The following is a 21556-nucleotide window of genomic DNA, read 5'->3' as shown; positions in this document are numbered from 1 at the left end:
AAAAAATAGGGAGGCTTTTACATGGAACAAAAATTTTCAGTTGAAGCGTTTTGGAAGAAAGTGAAACATGTTGCAAAGCAAGCAGGGCAATCGGTCATTTATGCAAGTTTATTATTGTTTTACGTTTTGCAGAAACCGGATGTTCCAAAACGAGTGAAAATTATTGTAATTGGAGCACTTGCTTATTTTATTGCACCGATTGATGCGATTCCGGATTTCATTGCTGGAATTGGTTATACGGATGATTTAGGGGCGTTAATGGCTGCGCTATTACAAGCGTCGATATACGTCAATGAAGATGTGAAAGATAAGGCACGAGTGAAGTTGGCAGAATGGTTTGGTTCGGATATAGACACATCCTTTATCGATCAGAAATTAGATCAATAGGTGAGAACTGTCATATGGTGACAGGGCGAACGTAAGCGAGGAAGTGCATTATGCCATCAGGAAGAACGCATACGAAAATAAACTTAATATCCCTTCCGGTTGTTTTGTTTATGCTCTTTTCGTATGGATTAACAAGCTTTGATTTTTTATTAACTTTTGCAATTGGCTTTTTAGTAGGTACTACATTTTTAACGCCGGATTTAGATACGTATAGTAATGCGTATAATAAATGGGGATTCTTACGTATATTTTGGTATCCGTATAAAAAGGTAATGCCGCATCGCTCCTTCTTTACACATACAATTATACTTGGTGATGTGATTCGTATTGCATACATGTTAATTGTATTTTCTCCGTTTTTATTCCTATTAAATATAATCGCGCTTGACGGGAATTTAATAGAAATTGCGAAGAAACATGAGGTTGAAATTATAACGTTCGTAATGGGAATTGTCGTAGCGAGTACGCTTCACATTATAGCGGATAAAGTGAATACGCGCCGCAAGAAAATGATGAGAAAAAAGAAGAAACGCAGAAGATAAAAAAACCGTCCCAAAAGGTATTTTGGGACGGTTTTTTCTTATTAAAAAGTTGTTGTATCGTCGATAACCTTTTATTTATTATTATGCATGCTGTTTTAATCAAACGTTTGTTTAAAATTAAGCTTTCAGTATTTTAATACCTTTTACGATGTTCCAAATGAAGTAGTATAAGCTAATAATGCCGCAAATACATAAGACAATCATTGCTCCAATTCCAAGTGTTACGTCTGGTTGATCAGATCCGATACCCATAATTCCTAGAATAATGAATCCAATAAATGACGCGATGCTTGGAATGATGTGTGTCCATAGAGCGCGTTTTGCGTGTGGTTTTGTTTCAGAATCGCCCACAATCCACACAATAATAGGGAATAAGATAGGGGCAAATAATACACTAAAGTATGATAAAGCTGCTAATATTTTGTTTCCGTTCATATATATCACCTCATAAATAATGTCCGTTGTTATACCTTTATTATGCAGGAAATGTAGCGAGCTTCCTATCGATGAACATTACAAGAACGTGACGTTTTTGTAAGATTTCTATAGTAAATAATAAAATTTTCAAAAAAATCTTTTGAAATGGAAATTGTTGTGATAGAATTAATGAAAACGTTTTCTTAGGCGTTTTTTATTTTTAGACTTAAAGGTATGATGACCTGATAGTCTATTGACGAGGTTATTCTATTTAAAAGGGGATTCTTTAGGGGGAGAGAACAATGAACACATGGACACAAGTTTATGATCCGTTCGGAAACATTTGGATTTCGGCAGCGGTCGCACTTATTCCGATTATCTTTTTTTTCTTAGCTTTAGCAGTTTTCCGCATGAAGGGGTATGTGGCAGGATTTATTACAGTTGTACTTACAATTTTAGTGGCGTTATTCGCTTATAAGATGCCGTTCACGATGGCAATGGCAGCGACTGGATATGGTTTCTTATACGGACTATGGCCGATTGCTTGGATTATCATTATGTCGGTATTTTTATATAAAATATCTGTAAAAACAGGTCAATTCGATGTCATTCGTGCATCTGTATTATCCATTACAAATGACCATCGTTTACTCGTTATTTTAATCGGTTTTTCATTTGGAGCATTTTTGGAAGGGGCAGCAGGATTTGGTGCACCAGTAGCAATTACGGCAGCGCTTCTTGCAGGTCTTGGCTTAAATCCTTTATATGCGGCAGGTCTTTGTTTAATCGCAAATACTGCACCAGTAGCGTTCGGAGCGATGGGAATTCCGATTACAGTTGCTGGACAAGTAACAGGTATTGATCCACATAAAATTGGACAAATGGCTGGACATCAATTACCGTTCTTATCATTATTTGTTCCGTTCTTTATCGTATTTTTAATGGATGGATTTAAAGGAGTAAAACAAACATGGCCAGCTCTATTTGTAGCGGGTAGCTCATTTGCAATTACGCAGTTCATTACAGCGACGTTCTTAGGACCAGAACTTCCGGATATTACGTCAGCACTTGTAAGTTTAGTGAGTTTATCGCTATTCTTAAAAGTTTGGCAGCCGAAAGAAATCTATCAGTCTAAAGAAGCAAATAGTGAAGTAGCTGTGACAACGACAGCAACATCTATGCCGAAACTAACAGTAGGAAAAGTAGTAAAAGCATGGTCTCCATTCATTATTTTAACTGTGATGGTAGTCATTTGGAGCCAAAGTTTCTTTAAAGCGTTATTTGCTCCAGGTGGTGCTTTGGAAAGCCTTGTGTTTAAGTTTGAAGTTCCAGGCTTACACAATCTAGTAATGAAAGCAGAGCCAATTGTAAATAAACCGACGCCTTATGAAGCAATCTTGAAATTAGATATTTTATCAGCGACGGGAACAGCAATTTTAATTGCTTGTATCATTTCTATCTTTATTTTGAAAATGAGTGCAAAAGATGCAGTAGTAACATTTAAAGAAACGCTAAATGAGCTTAAGATGCCAATTCTATCTATCGGATTCGTATTAGGATTCGCATTTATCGCAAACTATTCTGGTCTATCTTCTACATTAGCATTAGCACTTGCAGGAACTGGCGGACTATTCCCGTTCTTCTCACCATTCCTAGGCTGGATCGGTGTGTTTTTAACAGGATCTGATACATCAGCGAATGCACTGTTCTCGAATTTACAAGCGATTACAGCGCAGCAAGTCGGTGTATCTGAAGTACTTCTTGTTGCAGCAAATACAACGGGCGGTGTAACTGGAAAAATGATTTCTCCGCAATCGATTGCAATCGCTTGTGCGGCAGTTGGACTTGCTGGAAAGGAATCAGATTTATTCCGCTTTACAGTGAAGCATAGTTTATTCTTCGTTATTATTGTTGGTATTATGACGTATGTACAGGCATATTATTTAACGTGGATGATTCCATAAACAACAAAAGAAATAAACTTTGCATTTTTCAGATTATCGTGTATGATGGGAAAGTATTGAAAATTAAATCAGTGATAAACTAGGGGTGCCTAACGTATGCGTAGGCTGAGAGAGAAGCGTGTGAACTTCTTAACCCTTTGGACCTGATCTGGCTCGTACCAGCGTAGGGAAGTTAACGGCTTTACATAATGATGTCTTTATGAGCCAGGTCCTTATTTTTTTATGGACCTGGCTCTTTTTATTTTGGCATACGCTGGCCATATCTCGTCCTTGTCACGTACAGGGGGGCAACAAAGGTTATGAAACAGTCTGTTTCAGCTGAGCAAATTGAATTGAAATCGAGTTTACCAGGAAGTAAGAAAGTGTATGTGGATGGACCACGCGCGGGTATGAAAGTGCCGATGCGCGAGATTGAACAAAGTGAAACGAACGGCATTCCGAATCCGCCAATACGTGTATATGATACGAGCGGTCCTTATACAGATCCTGCGTATAAAGTGGAGCTGGAAAAGGGAATTCCAACGCCGCGCCATTCTTGGATCCTGGAGCGCGGAGATGTAGAAGCATACGAAGGGCGCGAAGTGAAACCAGAGGATGACGGTGTGAAAGTGGCTTCGAAACATACACCTGTTTTTCCGCAAATGGATCGCCAACCACTTAGAGCGAAGCAAGGGGCAAACGTTACGCAAATGCATTATGCGCGTAATGGCATCATTACATCTGAGATGGAATATGTTGCGATTCGTGAAGGAGTAGAGCCTGAGTTTGTTCGTAAGGAAATCGCAGAAGGCCGTGCTATTTTACCAGCGAATATTAACCATCCGGAAGCAGAGCCGATGATTATCGGACGTAATTTCCACGTGAAGGTCAATGCAAATATCGGAAACTCTGCTGTATCTTCTTCTATTGCAGAAGAAGTAGAGAAGATGACGTGGGCAACGCGCTGGGGTGCGGATACAATTATGGATTTATCTACAGGTAAAAATATTCATACGACGCGTGAGTGGATTATTCGTAACGCGCCTGTACCAGTTGGGACTGTACCAATCTATCAAGCGCTGGAAAAAGTAAACGGAATTGCAGAAGATTTAACGTGGGAAGTGTATCGTGATACGTTAATTGAGCAAGCGGAGCAAGGCGTTGATTACTTTACGATTCACGCGGGCGTATTACTTCGTTACATTCCGATTACTGCAAAGCGTACGACAGGTATCGTTTCACGTGGTGGTTCAATTATGGCACAGTGGTGTTTATTCCATCATAAAGAAAACTTCTTATACACTCATTTTGAAGAGATATGTGAAATTATGAAGCAGTACGACGTTTCGTTCTCTCTTGGAGATGGATTACGTCCAGGTTCGATTGCAGATGCAAATGATGAAGCGCAGTTTTCTGAGCTTGAAACACTTGGTGAATTAACGAAGATTGCTTGGAAACATGATGTGCAAGTGATGATCGAAGGACCTGGGCATGTACCGATGCATTTAATTAAAGAGAATATGGAGAAAGAACTTGATATTTGTCAGGGCGCGCCGTTCTATACACTTGGGCCGTTAACGACAGATATTGCACCGGGTTATGACCATATTACATCCGCAATTGGAGCTGCGATGATTGGCTGGTTTGGAACAGCGATGCTTTGTTATGTAACGCCGAAAGAACATTTAGGTTTACCGAATAAAGATGATGTTCGCGAGGGAGTTATTACGTACAAAATCGCTGCACATGCGGCTGATCTTGCGAAAGGGCACAAAACGGCTCATCAGCGTGATGATGCACTTTCAAAAGCTCGCTTTGAATTCCGTTGGCGCGATCAATTTAATTTATCTTTAGATCCTGAACGTGCGATGGAGTATCACGATGAAACATTGCCAGCAGAAGGCGCGAAAACAGCTCATTTCTGCTCCATGTGTGGACCGAAGTTTTGTAGTATGAGAATTTCACATGATATTCGTGAATATGCGAAAGAAAATGATTTAGAAACGACAGAAGCAATTGAAAAAGGGATGAAAGAGAAAGCGAAAGAATTTAAAGACACTGGTAGTCATTTATACCAATAACACGTTACACCTCTTTACTTGATTGATCACACTGTAGTACCTAACTTAAATATAGAAGAAGCCCGCTTTGCTAAGACGGTAGCAAAGCGGGCTTCTGTCGTTTATAAGGCGAAGAAGAGGTGTACCCAGTAGTATAAGAGGAATAATGTGACGACTGTTGTGAGAGGAATAACGATAAGGGATACACTTAAATAGTCTTTCCATTTTACTTTAATTTTGTTTTGTTTCAGGATATACATCCAAATGAGGGAAGCTAGTGTACCAATTGGTAATAATAGTGAACCGATGTCACTACCAATAATGTTTGCGAGGTAGATAGTTTTTAATGTGACTGGGTCTAGTCCCATTTCTGTTAATGTGATTGTACCAATCATAAGTGCAGGATGGTTATTGAAGACGTTAGAGAGGAGGGAGACGAGTCCACCCATTGCAAAGCTAGCATAGAGTAGATGTTGACTTACAACTGGTTCAAGCCAATTTACAAGCGCCGCTGTTAATCCTGCGTTGTGAAGCCCGTAAATAATGACGTACATAGAGAATGCGAAAATTAAAATGTGCCACGGTGTCTTTTTCAAAATATCGACTGGGTTTGTTCGTAAGTAGTACCATCTCCAGATGAGAAGAACGAGTGAACCGAGTACAGCAACAATTTCGATTGGAATCGATAAGAAGGATGCAACGAATAGAAGACAGCGCATAAGGAAGACGAAGCCTAATACTTTTAACATGAATTTTGTGCGTTTTTGTTTCGTATCAACGGAATTTTTTCCTTTTAACGGATGGAAGTTTTTCGTGAAGAAAATTTCTTCGATATCATATGAAGAAACAGGTAATTTTTCTGGTAGCTTTTTCTTTAAAACTGTATACATAAGCCATGACATAAACAGTAGTCCTAATGTTGCAGGTACAAACATCATAGCTGTGTGCATATAAAGAGTCATATTCACAATATTTAATGCGATTAAGTTTACGATATTGCTTACACCAATTGGTGCACTAGAGGCAGTGGCGATTAAAGCACCGCTTAATAAATAAGGGATTTGTTGATGCGGTTTTAATTGAAGGTTTTTTAGAAGAAGAATTAAAATTGGAGTTGTAATTAAAATACTACCGTCGTTATTAAATAAAAGAGTCATAAGAAAACATAATAACTGAATATACCAGTATAAACGGCGACCAGATCCTTTTGCTAAATTTGCAAGTTTCGCTGCGGACCAGTGGAAGAAGCCGAAACTTTCTAATATAACCGCCATAACGATGGTCGCTAATATTGTTATAGAGGCACCGCCAATTTTACTAATAATGTCCATGACGTCTGGTCTTGATACAAGTCCAGTAATCAAGATAATGCCAGCGCCAATTGCTGCCGGCCACGCCTCATTTAAACCACGGGGTCGCCAAAAGATAACAATCATCGTTAAGAAGAATACAATAATAGTAATCCATATTTCAATGCTCATATTTTGCCTACCTTTCTATTTTCCCTTGAACAAATGTAGCTTGTCTCAAGTTTATATTGATAGTATATTCAACAAAAAATAGGAAGAACTAGACATATAATGGAATAAAGTGAATATGTGTTTTTCAAGCGAAAGGACAAGTGTCACGAATAGTGAAATAACTATTGTGAGAGGCGTCTATAAATTTGGGGGCAGTAAGATAGTAAATGAAATTTATATGGGCGATTATGGAGATATATTGGCACAACGCAAAATATATCAGCGATTTTTAAAATATATCGACTTATCGACAAAACATGAAAAAAGGAGTCTGTTCCAAAATGCCTTTTGGAACAGACTCCCAACTATATTATTTTTCCTTCAAAAAAGTTCGATCCTTCAAGAATAAATTCCAGAAGAAAATAAATCCTGGTAGTAAAATTGCGATTCCAATTGCGTATAGAATAAGCAATGCATAGAATGTTTCTGTCGTTGTAAAACTTGTAAATACAGTTACATCAGGATAAATAATATAAGGTAAATGCGCGACACCGTAAGCGTAACTTGCAAATGCATATTGAGCGACGACTGCTAAAACGGCGATGCGAGGGTATCCTAGTGTGCCATACTTCTTGTTTGTCCACCAAAGAGAAGAGTACCCGATAACGAATAAAACGATAGAAACTGTAAACCATGGGAATTGCTTTATGAGTCCTTGCATAAGCCAGTGTGTTTCCGGATCCATTACAACGAGGGCGATAATCGCCGTAACGAGTGTTGCAGGACCAAGGATAATGGCGTTTCTTCTATAAATTCTATACGAATCTTCTGAACCTTGCTCTCTCGCAAAATCAGCAAGAAAGAGAGAGGAGAGAAATAGTTCCGAAGTTAGTCCGAAGAGCATATAGCAGTAGATAACCGGGCTAGAAAGAAGTTTTCCATACAGAAGTACTTCTTTTCCTTCAGACATTGTAATATAAGCTCCCTCTGTAACGGGTAAAACGGTAATTAATAAGGCTGGAATTAAGAGCCCAGTAATACCTGAAATCACCCGAAGGAGGAATTGATACTTTGGCAGAGAGTAGGCAAATACCATGAACGTACTACGAATTGCAATGAGTATTAAAATTAACATAACTGGCACGAACATCACTGTAGCAAGGGTGAAAGCAGCTTTCGGAAAGAAGCCGAGAAAAGCGACAACGACAAATACGAGAAATGTATTTGTTACTTCCCAGGTTGGTGATAAGTATCGATTGGCAAGCTTGGCAGCGAGAGTGGGATGTTTTGCGTATACCATGCCCCAAAAACCTGCTCCAAAATCGATGGACCCTAATATACTGTATACGAAAATAAGAGCCCATAAGATGATGATTGCAATACTTTCCTCATGCACGAGAATCGCCTCCTTCGTGATGTAAATCATTTGTAAGCGGATGTTTCTTAAAGAATGTCCGTAGTACAAAAACCGTTAAAATACCGAGTCCAATATACAAAATGATGAATAGAATAAATAAAGGACCGACAAAATCAGCGCGTGTAGAAGCATCGACTGTCCGTTGCATACCATAAATGGTCCAAGGTTGACGACCACTACAGCTGAAAATCCACCCGAATTCAATACCGAGCATCATAATTGGTCCACATGCAGCAGCTCCCCAAAGAAGCCACTTCGGTAATTCTGTTCCTTTTTTTCGGTAAACAAAGTACCAATATAAGAGGGCAATTGCTGCAACTGCAAAAGTAAAAGCAGCGGTGCCGACCATTAAGTTGAATAGTGTATGTGTATAAAATGGTGGCCATGTTTCTTGTGGGAATTCCTTGAGTCCTTTTACGACGGTGCTAGGATCGAGTCCCACTAATAGGCTAAGCATGTTCGGAATTTCTAGTGCGTAGTTTAGCTCAAGTGTGTTAGGATCTACAACTCCACCAATTGATAACGGTGCATGTGATGTCGTTTCAAATAAAGCTTCAGCAGATGCAAGTTTTTCAGGGGAATGCTTATGTAAGGCAATCGCTGATTCGTGTCCTGAAAGCCACATCGTAGCACCTGTAATAAATGTCACGACGAGTCCTAACAGTAGTCCCTTTTTATGATATGCCACTTCATGTTTACTTAAATTCTTCTTTAATAATTTAAATCCAGCGATAGAGGCAATGACGGCAGCTCCAGTTGTATAGGCTGTAATCACAACGTGGAATGCGCTTGTGCCAAAACTCGGATTAAAGAAAGCTTTCCACGGATCAACGTTAAAAACGGATCCATCTGGTCCCATTGAAAATCCTGCGGGTGTATTCATCCATGTATTTGCTGATGTAATAAGCACGGCAGATGCCGTGGCACCAATCATGACGAAGAATAGTGAGATTAATCTCATGAATGGAGGTAGTTTGTCAGCTGCATATACATAAATGGACATAAACAAAGCCTCTAAAAAGAAAGCGAAAATCTCAATTTGAAAGGGAACAGAAATAACCTGTCCAACAATTTTGGCAAAACCAGGCCAAAGAAGTGAGATTTGCACACCAACAATTGTTCCAGTTGGAATTGCTACACCGAGAAGGATGGCAAACGCCTTCGTCCATCTTTTCGCCATAATGGCATAATCGGAATCTTTCTTCCAGTGATAGAGTATTTCACTTATAAAAATCATCAATGAAAGTCCCACACCAAGTGTTGCAAAGATAATGTGGAATGCTAATGAAGAACCAAAAAACGCTCTTGCTAATGTTACCGTATCCATATGTAAACTCCTCTTCTTTTTTGCCATTATTTTCTGATTGAATTGGAAGATTTATTCAAAAAAACTACCAAAAATATATATGTATTTAAAAAGTGGATATGGTAATATAATGTTTGAATATTCTAAATAGAAAGAAGTTAATATTTAATAATATTTTGTTTGTTTTTTAGTAAGGAATATTTTATAATCTTTTATGCGAACATAAGTTCTGATTTTAGAGGTGAAGAAGTTTATGTGAAATGGAGAGGATGTTTTATGTATCCTGAAGTCATTAAAAAGATGGCATTTTCAAAAGAGCATAGAGATTTATTATTGAAGCTGTATAATAAAGAGATTACGCGTCGTGAATATGATCGACTTGTAGCATCGCTATATAGACCTTCTAAAGAGGCTTGTGAGGGATAGAGGAACGGGAGACAATCTAATAGATTGTCTTTTTTACATTCATGTATGTTCTGGTAAAATTAAGGTTAGTCTTAATGGGGAGGTGAGAAGATTGCGGAAACGTTTATACATAGGGATTGGAGTTATTCTCTTAATCGCTTTAGGTGGCATTGTATTTTGGGCGGCTATACAAGGAAACCGTACAGAACATTTTATTTTAAGACATATGGTGAATGAAAATGGGACGCTTGCCACATATCGTTTAGCGGATACAAAGGCAGGTAAGGGTGAAGCGAAAGGCCGTGAAGCTTTATCGGAATCAGCAGGACTATGGCTACAATATACATTGGATAAAGACGATCAAGCGTTATTCGATGAACAAGTTAAAGTTATTCAAAATAGTTTTGTACATAAGGATCACATTGTTATATGGAAAATCTCTGAAAAGGGAGAAATGCAGTCAGCTACAAACGCACTTATAGATGATCTTCGTATTATAGAACAATTATATCGTGCTTATGAAATGTATAAGGAAGAGCGTTATAAAAACCTGGCAGATCAATTGAGTGATGCTGTAATTCGTTATAATAAGAAAGATAATTATTACGTTGATTATTATGATGCAGATGCAGGGAAACAAAATAATTTTGCAACTACATCATACTTAAATCCGCACGCATTCTCGTATATGAAGAAGTACGGCAAAGTTTCTGCTCAGCAATATCAGGAAGTTGTTCAATTTTTAGCAGATTATCCAAGGCATGGCTGGGCATTCCCAAAAGAGTATAAAGAAGATGGTACATTTACGTACGATAAAGAAGTGAATCTTATTGACCAATCATACGTTGCGTATCATCGAAGTTTAGGTGGCCTTTCATCAGATGCTTATTTAGAATTTATAAAGAAGAAATTCCAGAAGGATGGAAAGCTATACGGTCGTTACAATTTAGAAACGGGAAAACAAACTGTGAATTATGAATCGCCAGCCGCTTACGGACTAACGATCTTGTACGTACTACAAACAGGTGATACAAAGTTTGCAAAGGAATTATATGATCATATGGTCACATTCCGAAACCACAATGTATTTAGTAGATATTACGGTGGATACGTAACAGGTGAAAATAATAATACGCATATTTTTGATAACGTATTGCCACTTTTAGCGGAAATAGAATTGGAGAAGAATAAAAAATAGAAGGTGTTATCCCCTTTTGGGGTGGCACCTTCTATTTGTGTCGTTATTTGTTGATATAATTTTACACCTTAATATTAGAGAAGTACTCAATCACAAACTTACGGAATTGCTGAGCAGTTTTCGATAAGTAGCGTTTCTTCGACCAACTTAAGCCGATAGTTCGCTCGCAATTTGGTTCAATAATACGTAACTTATTTAATGCTAAAGTAGAGTTTTTTAATAAAGTTAAACTTGGGACAAAGGCGATGCCTAGGCCTTGCTTAATAAGGTCGCTAATCACGGTTGGTTCATCTACTTCAAAAGCGATATGTGGAGTGAAACCAGCTTCCCTGCAAAATTCATCCGTTAAGTGCCGAAATCCGTAACCAGTGTTCATACTAATAAATGGTTCATCCTTTACCTCATGCAGATGGATACTTTTCCGTCCTGATAAACGATGACCTGAAGGGACGACTAAGAAAATTTCTTCTGTAATAAGTGGTTCCCACATAATTTCCTCGCCTTCAATTGGTACAGAAGAAATGCAAAAGTCAATTTCTATATTATCTAGTTGTCGTTTCATAGAAGGAGTAGATGCGAGAAACTGTTGGAATCGAACGTTAGGATGCTCTAGTAGAAAAGAACCGAGTAGTTCTGGTAATATTCTCGGAATAGAAACCGCCAGTGTAATAGAGCTTTGTTGTAATTCAGCTAAATCTTTAATTTCTCGTTCACCTTCACTTAATTCATGAAAAATACGCTCTACGCGTTTTAAAAATACTTTTCCAAAAGAGTTTAATGTAATCTGTCGACCTTGGCGATCAAATAACGGGACGCCTAAGTCCTTTTCTAATCTAGCGATTGTTTTGCTGAGAGAAGGTTGTGCGATATGTAATTCTTCAGCCGCTTTTGTCATATGTTCTAATCGTGCGACTATCTGAAAATATTTTAGTTGAAGAAGTTCCATTTTGACTCTCCTTTCTATAGACCAAAAGGAATGAATTAATAATTAAAGATGTATTATACAGTATGGAAGGTGGCGTGTATAGTAAATCTGTTAAACCATTCTAATGGTGTGAAATTAGGAGAAGGAGTATGTTTCATGAAGGGAATTCAACTTATATTTAAAGATTGGAAAGCGATGTGGCACCATAAACATGGACGTATCGCTTTAATTTTTTTATTGATCGTTCCTTTAATTTATTCAGGATTCTTTTTAGCTGGATATTGGGATCCATATGGAAAATTAGATAAATTACCTGTGGCGATTGTAAATTTAGATAAGGGTGCTGCGATGGATGAAAAAACAATTCATGCAGGAGACGATTTTGTAAAAAATTTAAAAGAGAATAAGGAACTAGCTTTTCATTTCGTATCAGAAAAAAATGCGGATGAAGGGTTAAAAGAAGATAAGTATTATATGGTTGTTACGATTCCAGAGGATTTCTCTCAAAAGGTAAGTACACTTATGGATGAGAAACCAGAGCCAGCGCAGCTTCAGTACAAAGTAAATCCAGGTAAAAACTTTGTAGCAGCTCAAATTGGAACGACAGCTGTTGAAAATATGAAAACAAAAATTTCAAATAGTATTACGAAATCTTATACAGAAGGTGTCTTTTCAAAGTTTCAAGACTTAGCACAAGGGTTGAGTGATGCAAGTAATGGTGCTGACAAGTTACATGAAGGAACGACAGATGCAAGAAATGGCGCAAATCAGCTTGCAGATGGTATTCAGCGTTTTAGTGATGGGACATCAAAAGTGAAAGAGGGAAGCGAAAAACTTGCTTCTAGCCAATCTGCCTTAACTGGCGGAGCAAATGAGCTAAGTCAGGGAGCGAACTCACTTCATAGCGGTATGGAATTATTAGCTCAAGGTGAAAAAACTTTACAAGCAGGGGTTAATGAATTAAGTACTGGTACAACTAAATGGGTGAATGGAAGTGAGAAACTTGCTGAAGGGCAAGTGAAAGCGGACAATGCAGCGAATAGTGTAAAACAACAACTAGAAGAGTACGTGAAAAGTCATCCAGAAGTGCAGCAAGACCCTGCTTTTCAAAAAATCATTGCTACTTCTAATGGATTAGCTAAAGCAACAAGCACTTTAAATAATAGCCAACAACAATTGACACAAGGTGCGCAGAAGATTGCGGCTGGTCAGCATAAGGTTGAAGAGGGCATGAATACATTTGGTGTTAAGTTAAATGAGGCTACTACTGGAACGAAAAAGATCGCAGATGGTGCGGGGAATTTGGCTGATGGATTTACGAAGTGGGGGAACGGATATATATCCCTGCAAAAAGGTGTAAATCAGCTTGCTAGTGGCGGAACAGAGTTAAATAACGGTGCTGGTAAGTTAAAAAGTGGACTTGTTAAACTTGACGATGGTGCGAAAGAGCTCTCCACGAAATTGGGAGAGGGCGCAGAGAAGATAGCGGATGTTCGCAATGATGATGCACGCAATACGATGTTCTCAGAGCCAGTTCAATTAGTGAAGTCGACAGTTTCTGATGTGCCTAATTACGGTTCAGGTATTGCACCATATTTCTTATCACTTGCATTTTATGTTGGCGGCATTATGGCATCAAATATTTTACCGCTTGGCCGTAGGCAAAATATGAAGGTAAGCGGAACGGTACATTTTATTAATAAACTAGGATTGGTATATGTAATTGGGCTTATTCAAGCATTACTTGTGGATGTGGTTGTACTAGGAGTTATGAAATTAGAAGTTGCAAGTGTGTCACTCTTTGTTTTATCAAGTATCGTTATTTCCTTTACATTCATGACGTTTATTCTTATGTTAGTAACGGTATTTGGTCTTGTTGGAAAGTTCTTAGCGGTAACGCTTCTCGTCTTGCAATTAGCGACGAGCGGGGGAACTTTCCCAGGAGAATTAAATATAGCTGTTCTTAGCAAGATTGGACAATTTCTCCCAATGTCCCATTCTCTTAGAGGGCTACAAGATGTGATTTCTTTAGGAGATTGGTCGCAATTACAAATGCAAATTTTAGTATTGTTATGCTATCTCGTTGTTGCTGGTGGAATTGCTTGGATCACGAGTTATATACAACATAGGGAAACGCATGCAGAACAAGTTTCTTAAAATGAAAAAGCTATCCATTTTTTAGGATAGCTTCTTTTTTATTTGCGCTGCATTACCGCAAAGTAATTGTTTTCATTATCAGCAAAGTTGAATGCTCTACCTGTAGGTAAATCTACAACTTGTCCAACTGTAACGTTTTTCTCAGAAAGATCTTTATACAGTTGATCTAAGTTATTAGAGAAGAACATAAGTGAAGGCGTATTTAAGTTTAATTCAGGTTGCATCTTCGCAATTAACGCTTTATCGTGAAGGACGATGCTTGTGCCTCCTTCTTTCGTTGGTGCAATTTCAATCCAGCGAAAGCCTTGTCCGTTATTTTCTTCCGCAATAATTTGGAATCCTACTGTCTCAGTCCAAAATTGTACTGCTTCATCTTGATTATTTACATATAACATAATTTGTCCAATTTGATTAATCATAGGTGTGTCCTACTTTCTTTTCTTATATGGAATTCTATTATATCAAAGATATGGTTTGAATACCTTTTCGTGATTTTTTCGAAGTATAATCTTAGCCCATCTCACATTTTTCGTAGGAGAAGGTCCTGCAATCCACGTATGAAATGGTAGTGTACTACAAATGACCATTGCTGAAATTGAGATTGTGGCCGTTATTGTAAATAATAATAGGCTATATAATATTGTGTTTTCTTGCAGTGTGAATAATGAAAGAAATTTTGTGCATAGTTGCAAGAAGAAAAAATGAGCTAAATAAGCACCATACGTGTAATTTCCGATAAATCGTAAAGCTTTATATAAGAAACCGCGTCGCTGTACGATTGTAATAGATAGCACGTAAAGTATAATAATTTCGCATACGATATATAAAAACATAGACGGTTTCAAATAAGTCGAAACGGTTAAATGAATAGAGTTTGCTCCGTAAAAACTAAATAACTCATAATTAATGAATAAAAATAAGATGAAAAATAATATTGTAATAAGCGGGATATGTTTCATGACAAATGTACGCCACGTTTTTAATGCGACAGCAGCGATTCCTCCCATGACGAAATAGAATGAGTAGAAGAAGAAGGAACGGTCTGTATAATGTAAAATGGTTGAGCTAGTCAATTTTTCTCCATTAAAAATGTAGTGAGAAGAATACCACATTAAGAGGAAATATAGAGAAGCAAAGATGGTCATATATTTATATATGTCTTTTTTATTTTCTGTTCGTTTTTGAAACCAATAAAATAGTGTACATAGTAAAGGGAACAATAAGTGAATTTGGAACATCATAATCACGTACCAAAGATGGGGTGCAGCTGTTCCGAGTAATAAACTTTTTATACCACTTTGTAGTGTAATCATATCGTTTGTTGTTAATAAGTAAAGAATAGACCAGAAGAAATAAGGAATGAGTAAATGTGCGGCTTTTTCATAAATATATTCTGTGTAGGCTAGTTGCTTCGTATATTGCCGAATTAAGTGAAAGCCAACGATAAATATGAATGCAGGTGCTGAAAATTTTGCAAGGTTGAATAGCATGCCCATAATGAGGGATTGCTCAAGTAAGACATTTCCTTGATTCATTGTATATAATAAGGAACTTTGCAAAACGACAGCAAGGAATGCGATGCTTTGCAAAACTTTAAATTCTGGTGCGCTTTGTGTCATCATGTCCATCTCCTTTTCCATACATGATTATAGTACGGAGAATGGATGATGGGTGTGGAATATTTGTGAAGATTATAACAAATTTGTGGCGGAATGGATTAACAATAAAAAAGAGGATGCTCGGTCGGAGCATCCTCTTTCTATTTATTAAGCAAATTTATTTTTGATCCAGTTCTTACCTTCTACAAGGCGAGCTGTCATTACGGCACAAGCGTTATCTGCTGTTACGTTTAACATCGTTGCAGGAGGATCAATGATTGTACTAATTGCTGCGATAATTGGCAATGCTTCTGGCGGGAAGCCGTATAGAGAAACGATTAACATTTCACCAATCATACCGCCGCCTGGAATAGCGCCCATTACTGTTCCTACTAATAGGGAAACAACAAGTGCGATTGCTAATGTTTTCGGTCCTTCGAATTCCATGTTGAAAATACCGAATAAGAAAGCAATTTTTAATACGCCGCCTAAAACAGATCCGTCTTTATGAAGTGTAGATCCAAGAAGGACAACTGTTTCACGAACGTCAGAAGAGATACCCATTTTCTTCGTTGCTTCCAAGTTCGCTGGAATACTAGCAGCACTACTACAAGTTGCAAGTGATGTAACTGTAGGGGATACCATGTTCTTCCAAAAAACTTGTACACCTTGTTTGCGACCTGCAAGGTATGCATAGAACGTGAAGAATACAAAGAAGTAAATTAGAGACGCTGGATAGTATACCATTGCTGCTCGGAAGTAAGTTCCAAGAAGTTGTGGTCCGAATTCACCAACTAATGCTGCGAAGTAAGCAGCAAGTCCGATTGGAGCGTAGTACATAATGAAAGATACAACTTTCATTGAAATTTCTGCACCAGCTTGTAAGAATGTGGCGAATGGTTTTCCTTTTTCACCAACTGCTGAAGTTGCAACTCCCATTAAGATAGAGAAGAAAATAAGAGCTAACATATTTTCACGAGATAGTAATTTCGAGAAGTCAGATACTGTTATAATACCAACAATTTGATCTGCAACACTAACTGCTTTTTCAGCTTTATCAGGCTGCGTTAGTTCTAATACAACACCTTGTGCTGGCGGGAATACTTTCACGACAATAATCATAAAAATAGCAGCTAAAATACTTGTAAATAAGAAAGTCCCAGCCATACTAGACATAATTTTACCGAAACGTTTTAATCCATCCATATTAGCAATAGATGCCGCGATGCTAAAGAACACTAGAGGTACAACAATCGTAAACATTAAGTTTAAGAAAATATCACCAAGCGGCTTTAAAGCAACTGCATCGGCACCCATGAAATAACCAATGAAACCACCAATTAGGATAGAAGATAATAAAATAAGTGGAAAGCGATATGCCTTCATAAATATATCCTCCTATCAATTAAAAAAATCATACTGAATTATTATAGCGAGTTAGGGTCCTCTTTACTAGGAGAATAATGATAGATAGAATAGCGTGAAAACCGAGAAATTTTTGTTTTTAAGCTCGGCATACAGCAGGAAATCTAGACATATATATTTGTAACCTAGTGGTGGCAAAGGATGCGCCGTAACTTAGGTTTGGAAAAAGGGGGAGGGAAAAGGGATGAATATTTTACTTTGCTGTGCAGCGGGAATGTCTTCCAGTTTGATTGTTACTAAAATGGAGAAAGCAGCAGAGGCAAAAGGGATAGAGGTAAAGATTTGGGCAGTATCAGGTTCTGAAGTAAATAGTCACATAGATGAAGCTGATGTGCTTTTACTTGGACCGCAAGTACGTTATTTATTACCGAAAATGAAAGAGTTATGTAAGGAAAAGGGAGTACCTGTTGATGTCATTCAATCTGTCCATTACGGGCTTTGTAATGGAGAAGCTATCTTACAAGCAGCTTTGTTAATGAAACCATGAGGAGAGTGGGATAGATGATACGGTTTTTAGAAAAATATGTAATGCCGGTAGCGGGAAAGGTTGCAGAACAGAGGCATTTGCTAGCAATTCGTGACGGACTTGTATTGACGATGCCTTTCTTAATTATAGGATCATTTTTCCTCATCATTAGTGCTTTACCAATACCAGGTTATAATGATTTTATGGCAGGTTTGTTTGGGGAGAATTGGCAGAGGGCTTTGGGGTATCCAGTTAGTGCAACTTTTAATATAATGGCTTTAATAGCTGTTTTTGGAATCGCTTACAGGCTTGGAGAATATTATAAAGTGGACGCTTTAGCATCCGGGGCATTGTCGCTTGTGACGTTTTTACTTGCGACGCCATTTCAAGTTGCATATATTATACCAAGTACAAAAGAGAGTGTACTTGTAGAAGGTGCTATCCCAGCTGCGTTAATGGGAAGCCAAGGGTTATTTGTTGCAATGATTATTGCACTTATATCTACTGAACTTTATCGGTTTATTGTACAAAAAAAGATAATTATAAAGATGCCAGAGACAGTTCCGCCAGCTGTGACACGTTCATTTGCCGCGCTTGTTCCAGGATTTATTGTTGTAACGGTTATTTGGATTTTACGCTTAATTATAGAAAATACTTCTTTTGGCAGTATCCATAATATTGTGGGGCAAATTTTACAGGAACCACTTAGTGTACTTGGTGCTAGTCTTTGGGGCGCAATAATAGCTGTTATTCTCGTTCATGTTCTTTGGTCATGTGGAATTCATGGAGCTACTATTGTTGGTGGTGTAATGAGTCCGGTTTGGTTGTCGTTAATGGATCAAAACCGAGTTGCTTACCAAGCAGGGCAAGATATACCAAATACGATTACTGCACAGTTTTTTGATTTATGGATTTATATGGGCGGATCTGGTGCGACACTTGCTTTAGTTATTGGAATGTTATTGTTTGCGAGAAGTCAGCAATTAAAAAGTTTAGGGAGATTGTCAATTGCACCCGGTATATTTAATATCAATGAAATGGTAACTTTTGGAATGCCGATTGTTATGAATCCACTGTTGCTTATTCCATTTATAGTAGTCCCTGTTGTATTAACGATTGTTTCTTACTTTGCGATGGAATGGGGGCTAGTTGCCCGTCCGAGCGGAGCTGCTGTACCTTGGACGACACCGATTCTATTTAGTGGATATTTGGGATCAGGCGGAAAAATTTCAGGTGTTATTTTGCAACTCGTTAACTTTGCACTAGCATTCTTCATTTATTTACCGTTCTTAAAAATATGGGATAAACAAAAGTTGGCGGAAGAAAAGGGGGAGTAAAGAACTAAAATGGATACGATAGAAACGAAGGCTTTTCACTTAATTTTGCATGGGGGAAATGCGAGAAGTTGTTCAATGGAAGCAATTGATTGCGCAAAGCGTGGAGAATTTACAGAAGCAGAAGCGAAATTACAAGAAGCGTTAGAGGAATTAAAAGAGGCGCACCGTGTACAAACGGAGCTCATACAGAAAGAAGCTGGTGGTGAAAAGACCGAAGTTACCCTTCTGATGGTGCACGCGCAAGATCATTTAATGAATGCGATTACGGTGAAGGAATTAGCGAGTGAATTTGTAGAATTATATAGGAAGATGTCAGTATCGGAATGAACCTTGCGTATGCAAGGTTTTTTTATGTTTTGTAAAGATACTTTCATTATTACTTGCGTCGTTTGTGGTTTATGATGACGTTATATTGGAAACGAAAAATCACAAAACTAAATCATCAATTAAGATGAATAAATTATGTATGTGTGCGTACCATCAGTGGAGTGTTATGAGCTCCACTGATGGTATTTTCATATTAACAAGCCTCCTTGTTCGTGGAAAATGGGAATGGTAATTAATCGATAGTAACAAATTCTCCTACACCACGAATTAATTTTTTTATATGCATACGCTCTGGTTTTAATACGCTTATTATAGAATCAATGGCTTCTTGAGGATCGACAGATGTGCCACAAGTATAACAATCAATTGCTGCAAATTTCTTTTCAGGATAAGTGTGAATAGAGAGATGGCTTTCTGATAATAAAAGTAATACCGTTACTCCATATGGGTGGAATTCTTTGTTATTTACATTTAAAACGTGAGCACCAGAGCGATTCGCAGCATCTATTAGATGATGCTCTAAAAAATGAACATCATTTAATAGAGAAAAATCCACACCCCATAAATCTACTATTATATGACGCCCGAACGTAGAATATTCCATATATTTATACCCTCCTTGTCAAAACTCCATTTCTATTTGATAGCAATGATGTAGGGTAAGATTAGATTCAGAATTTAAAACGGCATGGTTACGGTGTTCTAAAACTTCTTCTTTAAATTGAAACAAAGGAGCAAGGAGAGAAGGTAATGTTCGAGGAGTTGGAACAACATATAATTGCTCAATTTGATCGAGTACATAGGCAGAGTTAGCAGCGATATGAAATCCCCAGTCAGTTCCGAAAGAAGGGACGATTGTATGATAACTTTTCACAGTTAATCCGGCATGTTCAATTGTGTTACCGATACCCCAATATACAAGAGGTGCATCAGCAGGTGAATTAGATTGACAGACGAATGCACCATCTTCTGTTAAAAACGTAGCTATACGAGCAAATAGTTCGCTTGTATATAAAGTACTTAACATTTCTGTCGCTGGATCAGGGAAATCAATAATAATTACATCATATAAAGAGGAAGGAGATTTCAAAAATTCTTTTGCGTCACATACATGAACATTTGCACGCTCATCAAAAAATGCACGTTGGTTTAAAGAAACTAATTCTGGAACATTGCGAGCCATCGTAATCATTTCTTCGTCTAAGTCGACAAGGTCTACATGTAGAACTGTTTCATATTTTAAAACCTCTCTTAAAGCAAGACCGTCGCCACCGCCTAAGATGAGAACGCGTTTAGGATCTATTACCTTTGACATAATCGGATGAACAAGTGCTTCATGATAAATTTGCTCATCGACGGAACTAAATTGTAGTTGCTTATCCAAATATAGACGAATATCGCTTACTTGGAGTAAATTAATGTTTTGATAATTACTTTTTTTTTCAAATAAACTTGTATGTTCACCAGTTTGTATTTCTTTTAGAGAAATTTCATCCCATACATCTAAGGTTTGTGAATTTGTGGGTACTATTATTACATTTTCCGATTGTACTTGCTTTTCATGCTCATCGTGTTTATCTGATTTAGCCCGTTCGTCAGGTCTGTCTTGTTTGTCCTGTTTGTCCTGTTTATCTTGTTTCTCTTGCTTGTCCTGTTGATCTAGTGTATCCGTGTTGGGATTTAATTCAGAATCCTCTTCTTGTTTATACCATTTATTTGGAAGTTGTATTTTATAAATCTTCATTCTATTCTTTTTTCTATGCTTTGGCATTGGAATCCCCTTTCAAAATACTTTATTTTCTTCTATTCTATGTAATTTAATAGAGTTTGACTGGACAATAACTAGACGAGTGTCTTCAATAGGTATTTGTTTTTGATTTGAGTTGAAATATAATATTTTTACGCTTTTTTTAAAAAAATTACTGTGTTTTTGTTTTAAACACAACTAGACAACTAAACACTAATCTATTTTCATACAGTTATGTGTTAAAAGCGTGTTGTTTTATAACACACTGTGTGTTTTTTAGGTGACACACTAATTGAAAGCGTTGACACACAAAGAAAACAGTCGAAAAAGTGCTGATTTTAGTGGTTTTAAAAAGTTGGCACGCTAATTGCATTAATAAATAGCGTAAAGAAAAATAAATAAAACATAAATTTTTTATACTACACAAGGGGGATTTTCA

At 37.5% G+C, this 21556-nt stretch carries 20 protein-coding genes and 1 riboswitch; of the genes, 10 read left to right on the top strand and 10 right to left on the bottom strand.

What is annotated here, in order from left to right; genetic code table 11:
• Positions 1-21: 21 nt before the first annotated feature.
• Together MR113_RS10965 and MR113_RS10960 are read left to right on the top strand one after the other, a co-directional pair.
• The gene (locus MR113_RS10965) at positions 22-387 is read left to right on the top strand and encodes a YkvA family protein (protein WP_242254173.1); all 366 of its coding nucleotides are present in this window, start codon (positions 22-24) and stop codon (positions 385-387) included.
• A 50-nt stretch (positions 388-437) separates the two neighbouring features.
• Positions 438-929, top strand: coding sequence for a metal-binding protein (locus MR113_RS10960; RefSeq protein ID WP_242254172.1), 492 nt, complete (start codon positions 438-440; stop codon positions 927-929).
• Between the two features lie 117 nt (positions 930-1046).
• Here MR113_RS10960 and MR113_RS10955 read toward each other — a convergent pair whose 3' ends face one another.
• Positions 1047-1364, bottom strand: coding sequence for a magnetosome magnetite crystal formation protein family (locus MR113_RS10955; RefSeq protein WP_061679359.1), 318 nt, complete (start codon positions 1362-1364; stop codon positions 1047-1049).
• Between the two features lie 284 nt (positions 1365-1648).
• On the opposite strand from MR113_RS10955, the gene lldP reads away from it, so the two are divergent.
• Both lldP and thiC read left to right on the top strand, forming a co-directional pair.
• Positions 1649-3310, top strand: coding sequence for an L-lactate permease (gene lldP / locus MR113_RS10950; protein ID WP_242254171.1), 1662 nt, complete (start codon positions 1649-1651; stop codon positions 3308-3310).
• Positions 3311-3381: 71 nt separating this feature from the next.
• A riboswitch (TPP riboswitch) is annotated at positions 3382-3497 on the top strand.
• 112 nt (positions 3498-3609) lie between these two features.
• Entirely contained in the window at positions 3610-5370 is a 1761-nt protein-coding gene (thiC, locus tag MR113_RS10945) for a phosphomethylpyrimidine synthase ThiC (protein ID WP_242254169.1), read from the top strand.
• Between the two features lie 101 nt (positions 5371-5471).
• Here the strand turns inward: thiC and MR113_RS10940 are convergent, their stop codons facing one another.
• The 3 genes from MR113_RS10940 to cydA all read right to left on the bottom strand — a co-directional run bounded on the left by MR113_RS10940 (position 5472) and on the right by cydA (position 9553).
• A complete protein-coding gene (locus tag MR113_RS10940; RefSeq protein WP_242254167.1) occupies positions 5472-6830 on the bottom strand; it encodes an arsenic transporter in 1359 nt (452 codons plus the stop codon).
• Positions 6831-7179: 349 nt separating this feature from the next.
• Positions 7180-8205, bottom strand: a complete 1026-nt coding sequence (locus MR113_RS10935; RefSeq protein ID WP_000544166.1) for a cytochrome d ubiquinol oxidase subunit II — start codon at positions 8203-8205, stop codon at positions 7180-7182.
• Complete coding sequence (gene cydA, locus MR113_RS10930) at positions 8198-9553, bottom strand: cytochrome ubiquinol oxidase subunit I (RefSeq protein WP_242254165.1); 1356 nt, start codon at positions 9551-9553, stop codon at positions 8198-8200. The genes MR113_RS10935 and cydA overlap by 8 nt, the downstream gene beginning before the upstream one ends.
• Positions 9554-9808: 255 nt before the next feature.
• Here cydA and MR113_RS10925 point away from each other — a divergent pair, with 255 nt between their 5' ends.
• Positions 9809-9958: a hypothetical protein gene (locus tag MR113_RS10925; RefSeq protein WP_000283173.1), complete on the top strand. Its 150-nt coding sequence runs from the start codon at positions 9809-9811 to the stop codon at positions 9956-9958.
• Positions 9959-10049: 91 nt separating this feature from the next.
• On the top strand, positions 10050-11135 hold the full coding sequence (locus tag MR113_RS10920) for a transcriptional regulator (RefSeq protein ID WP_242254163.1): 1086 nt from the start codon (positions 10050-10052) through the stop codon (positions 11133-11135).
• 61 nt (positions 11136-11196) lie between these two features.
• On the opposite strand, the gene MR113_RS10915 is transcribed toward MR113_RS10920, so the two are convergent.
• Complete coding sequence (locus MR113_RS10915; protein ID WP_242254161.1) at positions 11197-12081, bottom strand: LysR family transcriptional regulator; 885 nt, start codon at positions 12079-12081, stop codon at positions 11197-11199.
• A gap of 135 nt (positions 12082-12216) precedes the next feature.
• Here MR113_RS10915 and MR113_RS10910 point away from each other — a divergent pair, with 135 nt between their 5' ends.
• Positions 12217-14217 carry a YhgE/Pip domain-containing protein gene (locus MR113_RS10910; RefSeq protein ID WP_242254158.1) on the top strand — a complete coding sequence of 667 codons (2001 nt, stop codon included), beginning with the start codon at positions 12217-12219 and terminating at the stop codon, positions 14215-14217.
• A gap of 38 nt (positions 14218-14255) precedes the next feature.
• Here MR113_RS10910 and MR113_RS10905 read toward each other — a convergent pair whose 3' ends face one another.
• From MR113_RS10905 to MR113_RS10895, 3 genes are all read right to left on the bottom strand, one after another.
• Entirely contained in the window at positions 14256-14636 is a 381-nt protein-coding gene (locus MR113_RS10905) for a VOC family protein (RefSeq protein WP_000609849.1), read from the bottom strand.
• A gap of 42 nt (positions 14637-14678) precedes the next feature.
• Positions 14679-15836, bottom strand: coding sequence for an acyltransferase (locus MR113_RS10900; RefSeq protein WP_242254156.1), 1158 nt, complete (start codon positions 15834-15836; stop codon positions 14679-14681).
• Positions 15837-15983: 147 nt separating this feature from the next.
• Complete coding sequence (locus MR113_RS10895) at positions 15984-17201, bottom strand: dicarboxylate/amino acid:cation symporter (RefSeq protein ID WP_242254154.1); 1218 nt, start codon at positions 17199-17201, stop codon at positions 15984-15986.
• 223 nt (positions 17202-17424) lie between these two features.
• Here MR113_RS10895 and MR113_RS10890 point away from each other — a divergent pair, with 223 nt between their 5' ends.
• The 3 genes from MR113_RS10890 to MR113_RS10880 are packed head-to-tail and all read left to right on the top strand — an operon-like array spanning position 17425 to position 19370.
• Entirely contained in the window at positions 17425-17727 is a 303-nt protein-coding gene (locus tag MR113_RS10890; protein WP_242254152.1) for a PTS sugar transporter subunit IIB, read from the top strand.
• A 14-nt stretch (positions 17728-17741) separates the two neighbouring features.
• The gene (gene celB, locus MR113_RS10885) at positions 17742-19043 is read left to right on the top strand and encodes a PTS cellobiose transporter subunit IIC (protein ID WP_242254150.1); all 1302 of its coding nucleotides are present in this window, start codon (positions 17742-17744) and stop codon (positions 19041-19043) included.
• Between the two features lie 9 nt (positions 19044-19052).
• On the top strand, positions 19053-19370 hold the full coding sequence (locus MR113_RS10880; RefSeq protein WP_000379646.1) for a PTS sugar transporter subunit IIA: 318 nt from the start codon (positions 19053-19055) through the stop codon (positions 19368-19370).
• Positions 19371-19602: 232 nt separating this feature from the next.
• On the opposite strand, the gene speD is transcribed toward MR113_RS10880, so the two are convergent.
• Positions 19603-19974: an adenosylmethionine decarboxylase gene (gene speD / locus MR113_RS10875; protein WP_242254148.1), complete on the bottom strand. Its 372-nt coding sequence runs from the start codon at positions 19972-19974 to the stop codon at positions 19603-19605.
• Positions 19975-19992: 18 nt separating this feature from the next.
• The gene (locus MR113_RS10870; protein WP_242254146.1) at positions 19993-21141 is read right to left on the bottom strand and encodes a polyamine aminopropyltransferase; all 1149 of its coding nucleotides are present in this window, start codon (positions 21139-21141) and stop codon (positions 19993-19995) included.
• Positions 21142-21556 lie beyond the last annotated feature (415 nt).

The sequence above is a fragment of the Bacillus cereus group sp. BfR-BA-01379 genome (assembly GCF_022663605.1).
GTDB classification, from domain to species: Bacteria; Bacillota; Bacilli; order Bacillales; family Bacillaceae_G; genus Bacillus_A; species Bacillus_A mobilis.
Note: the sequence above shows the minus strand (reverse complement) of the source record. Positions and strands in the feature narration are given on the sequence as shown.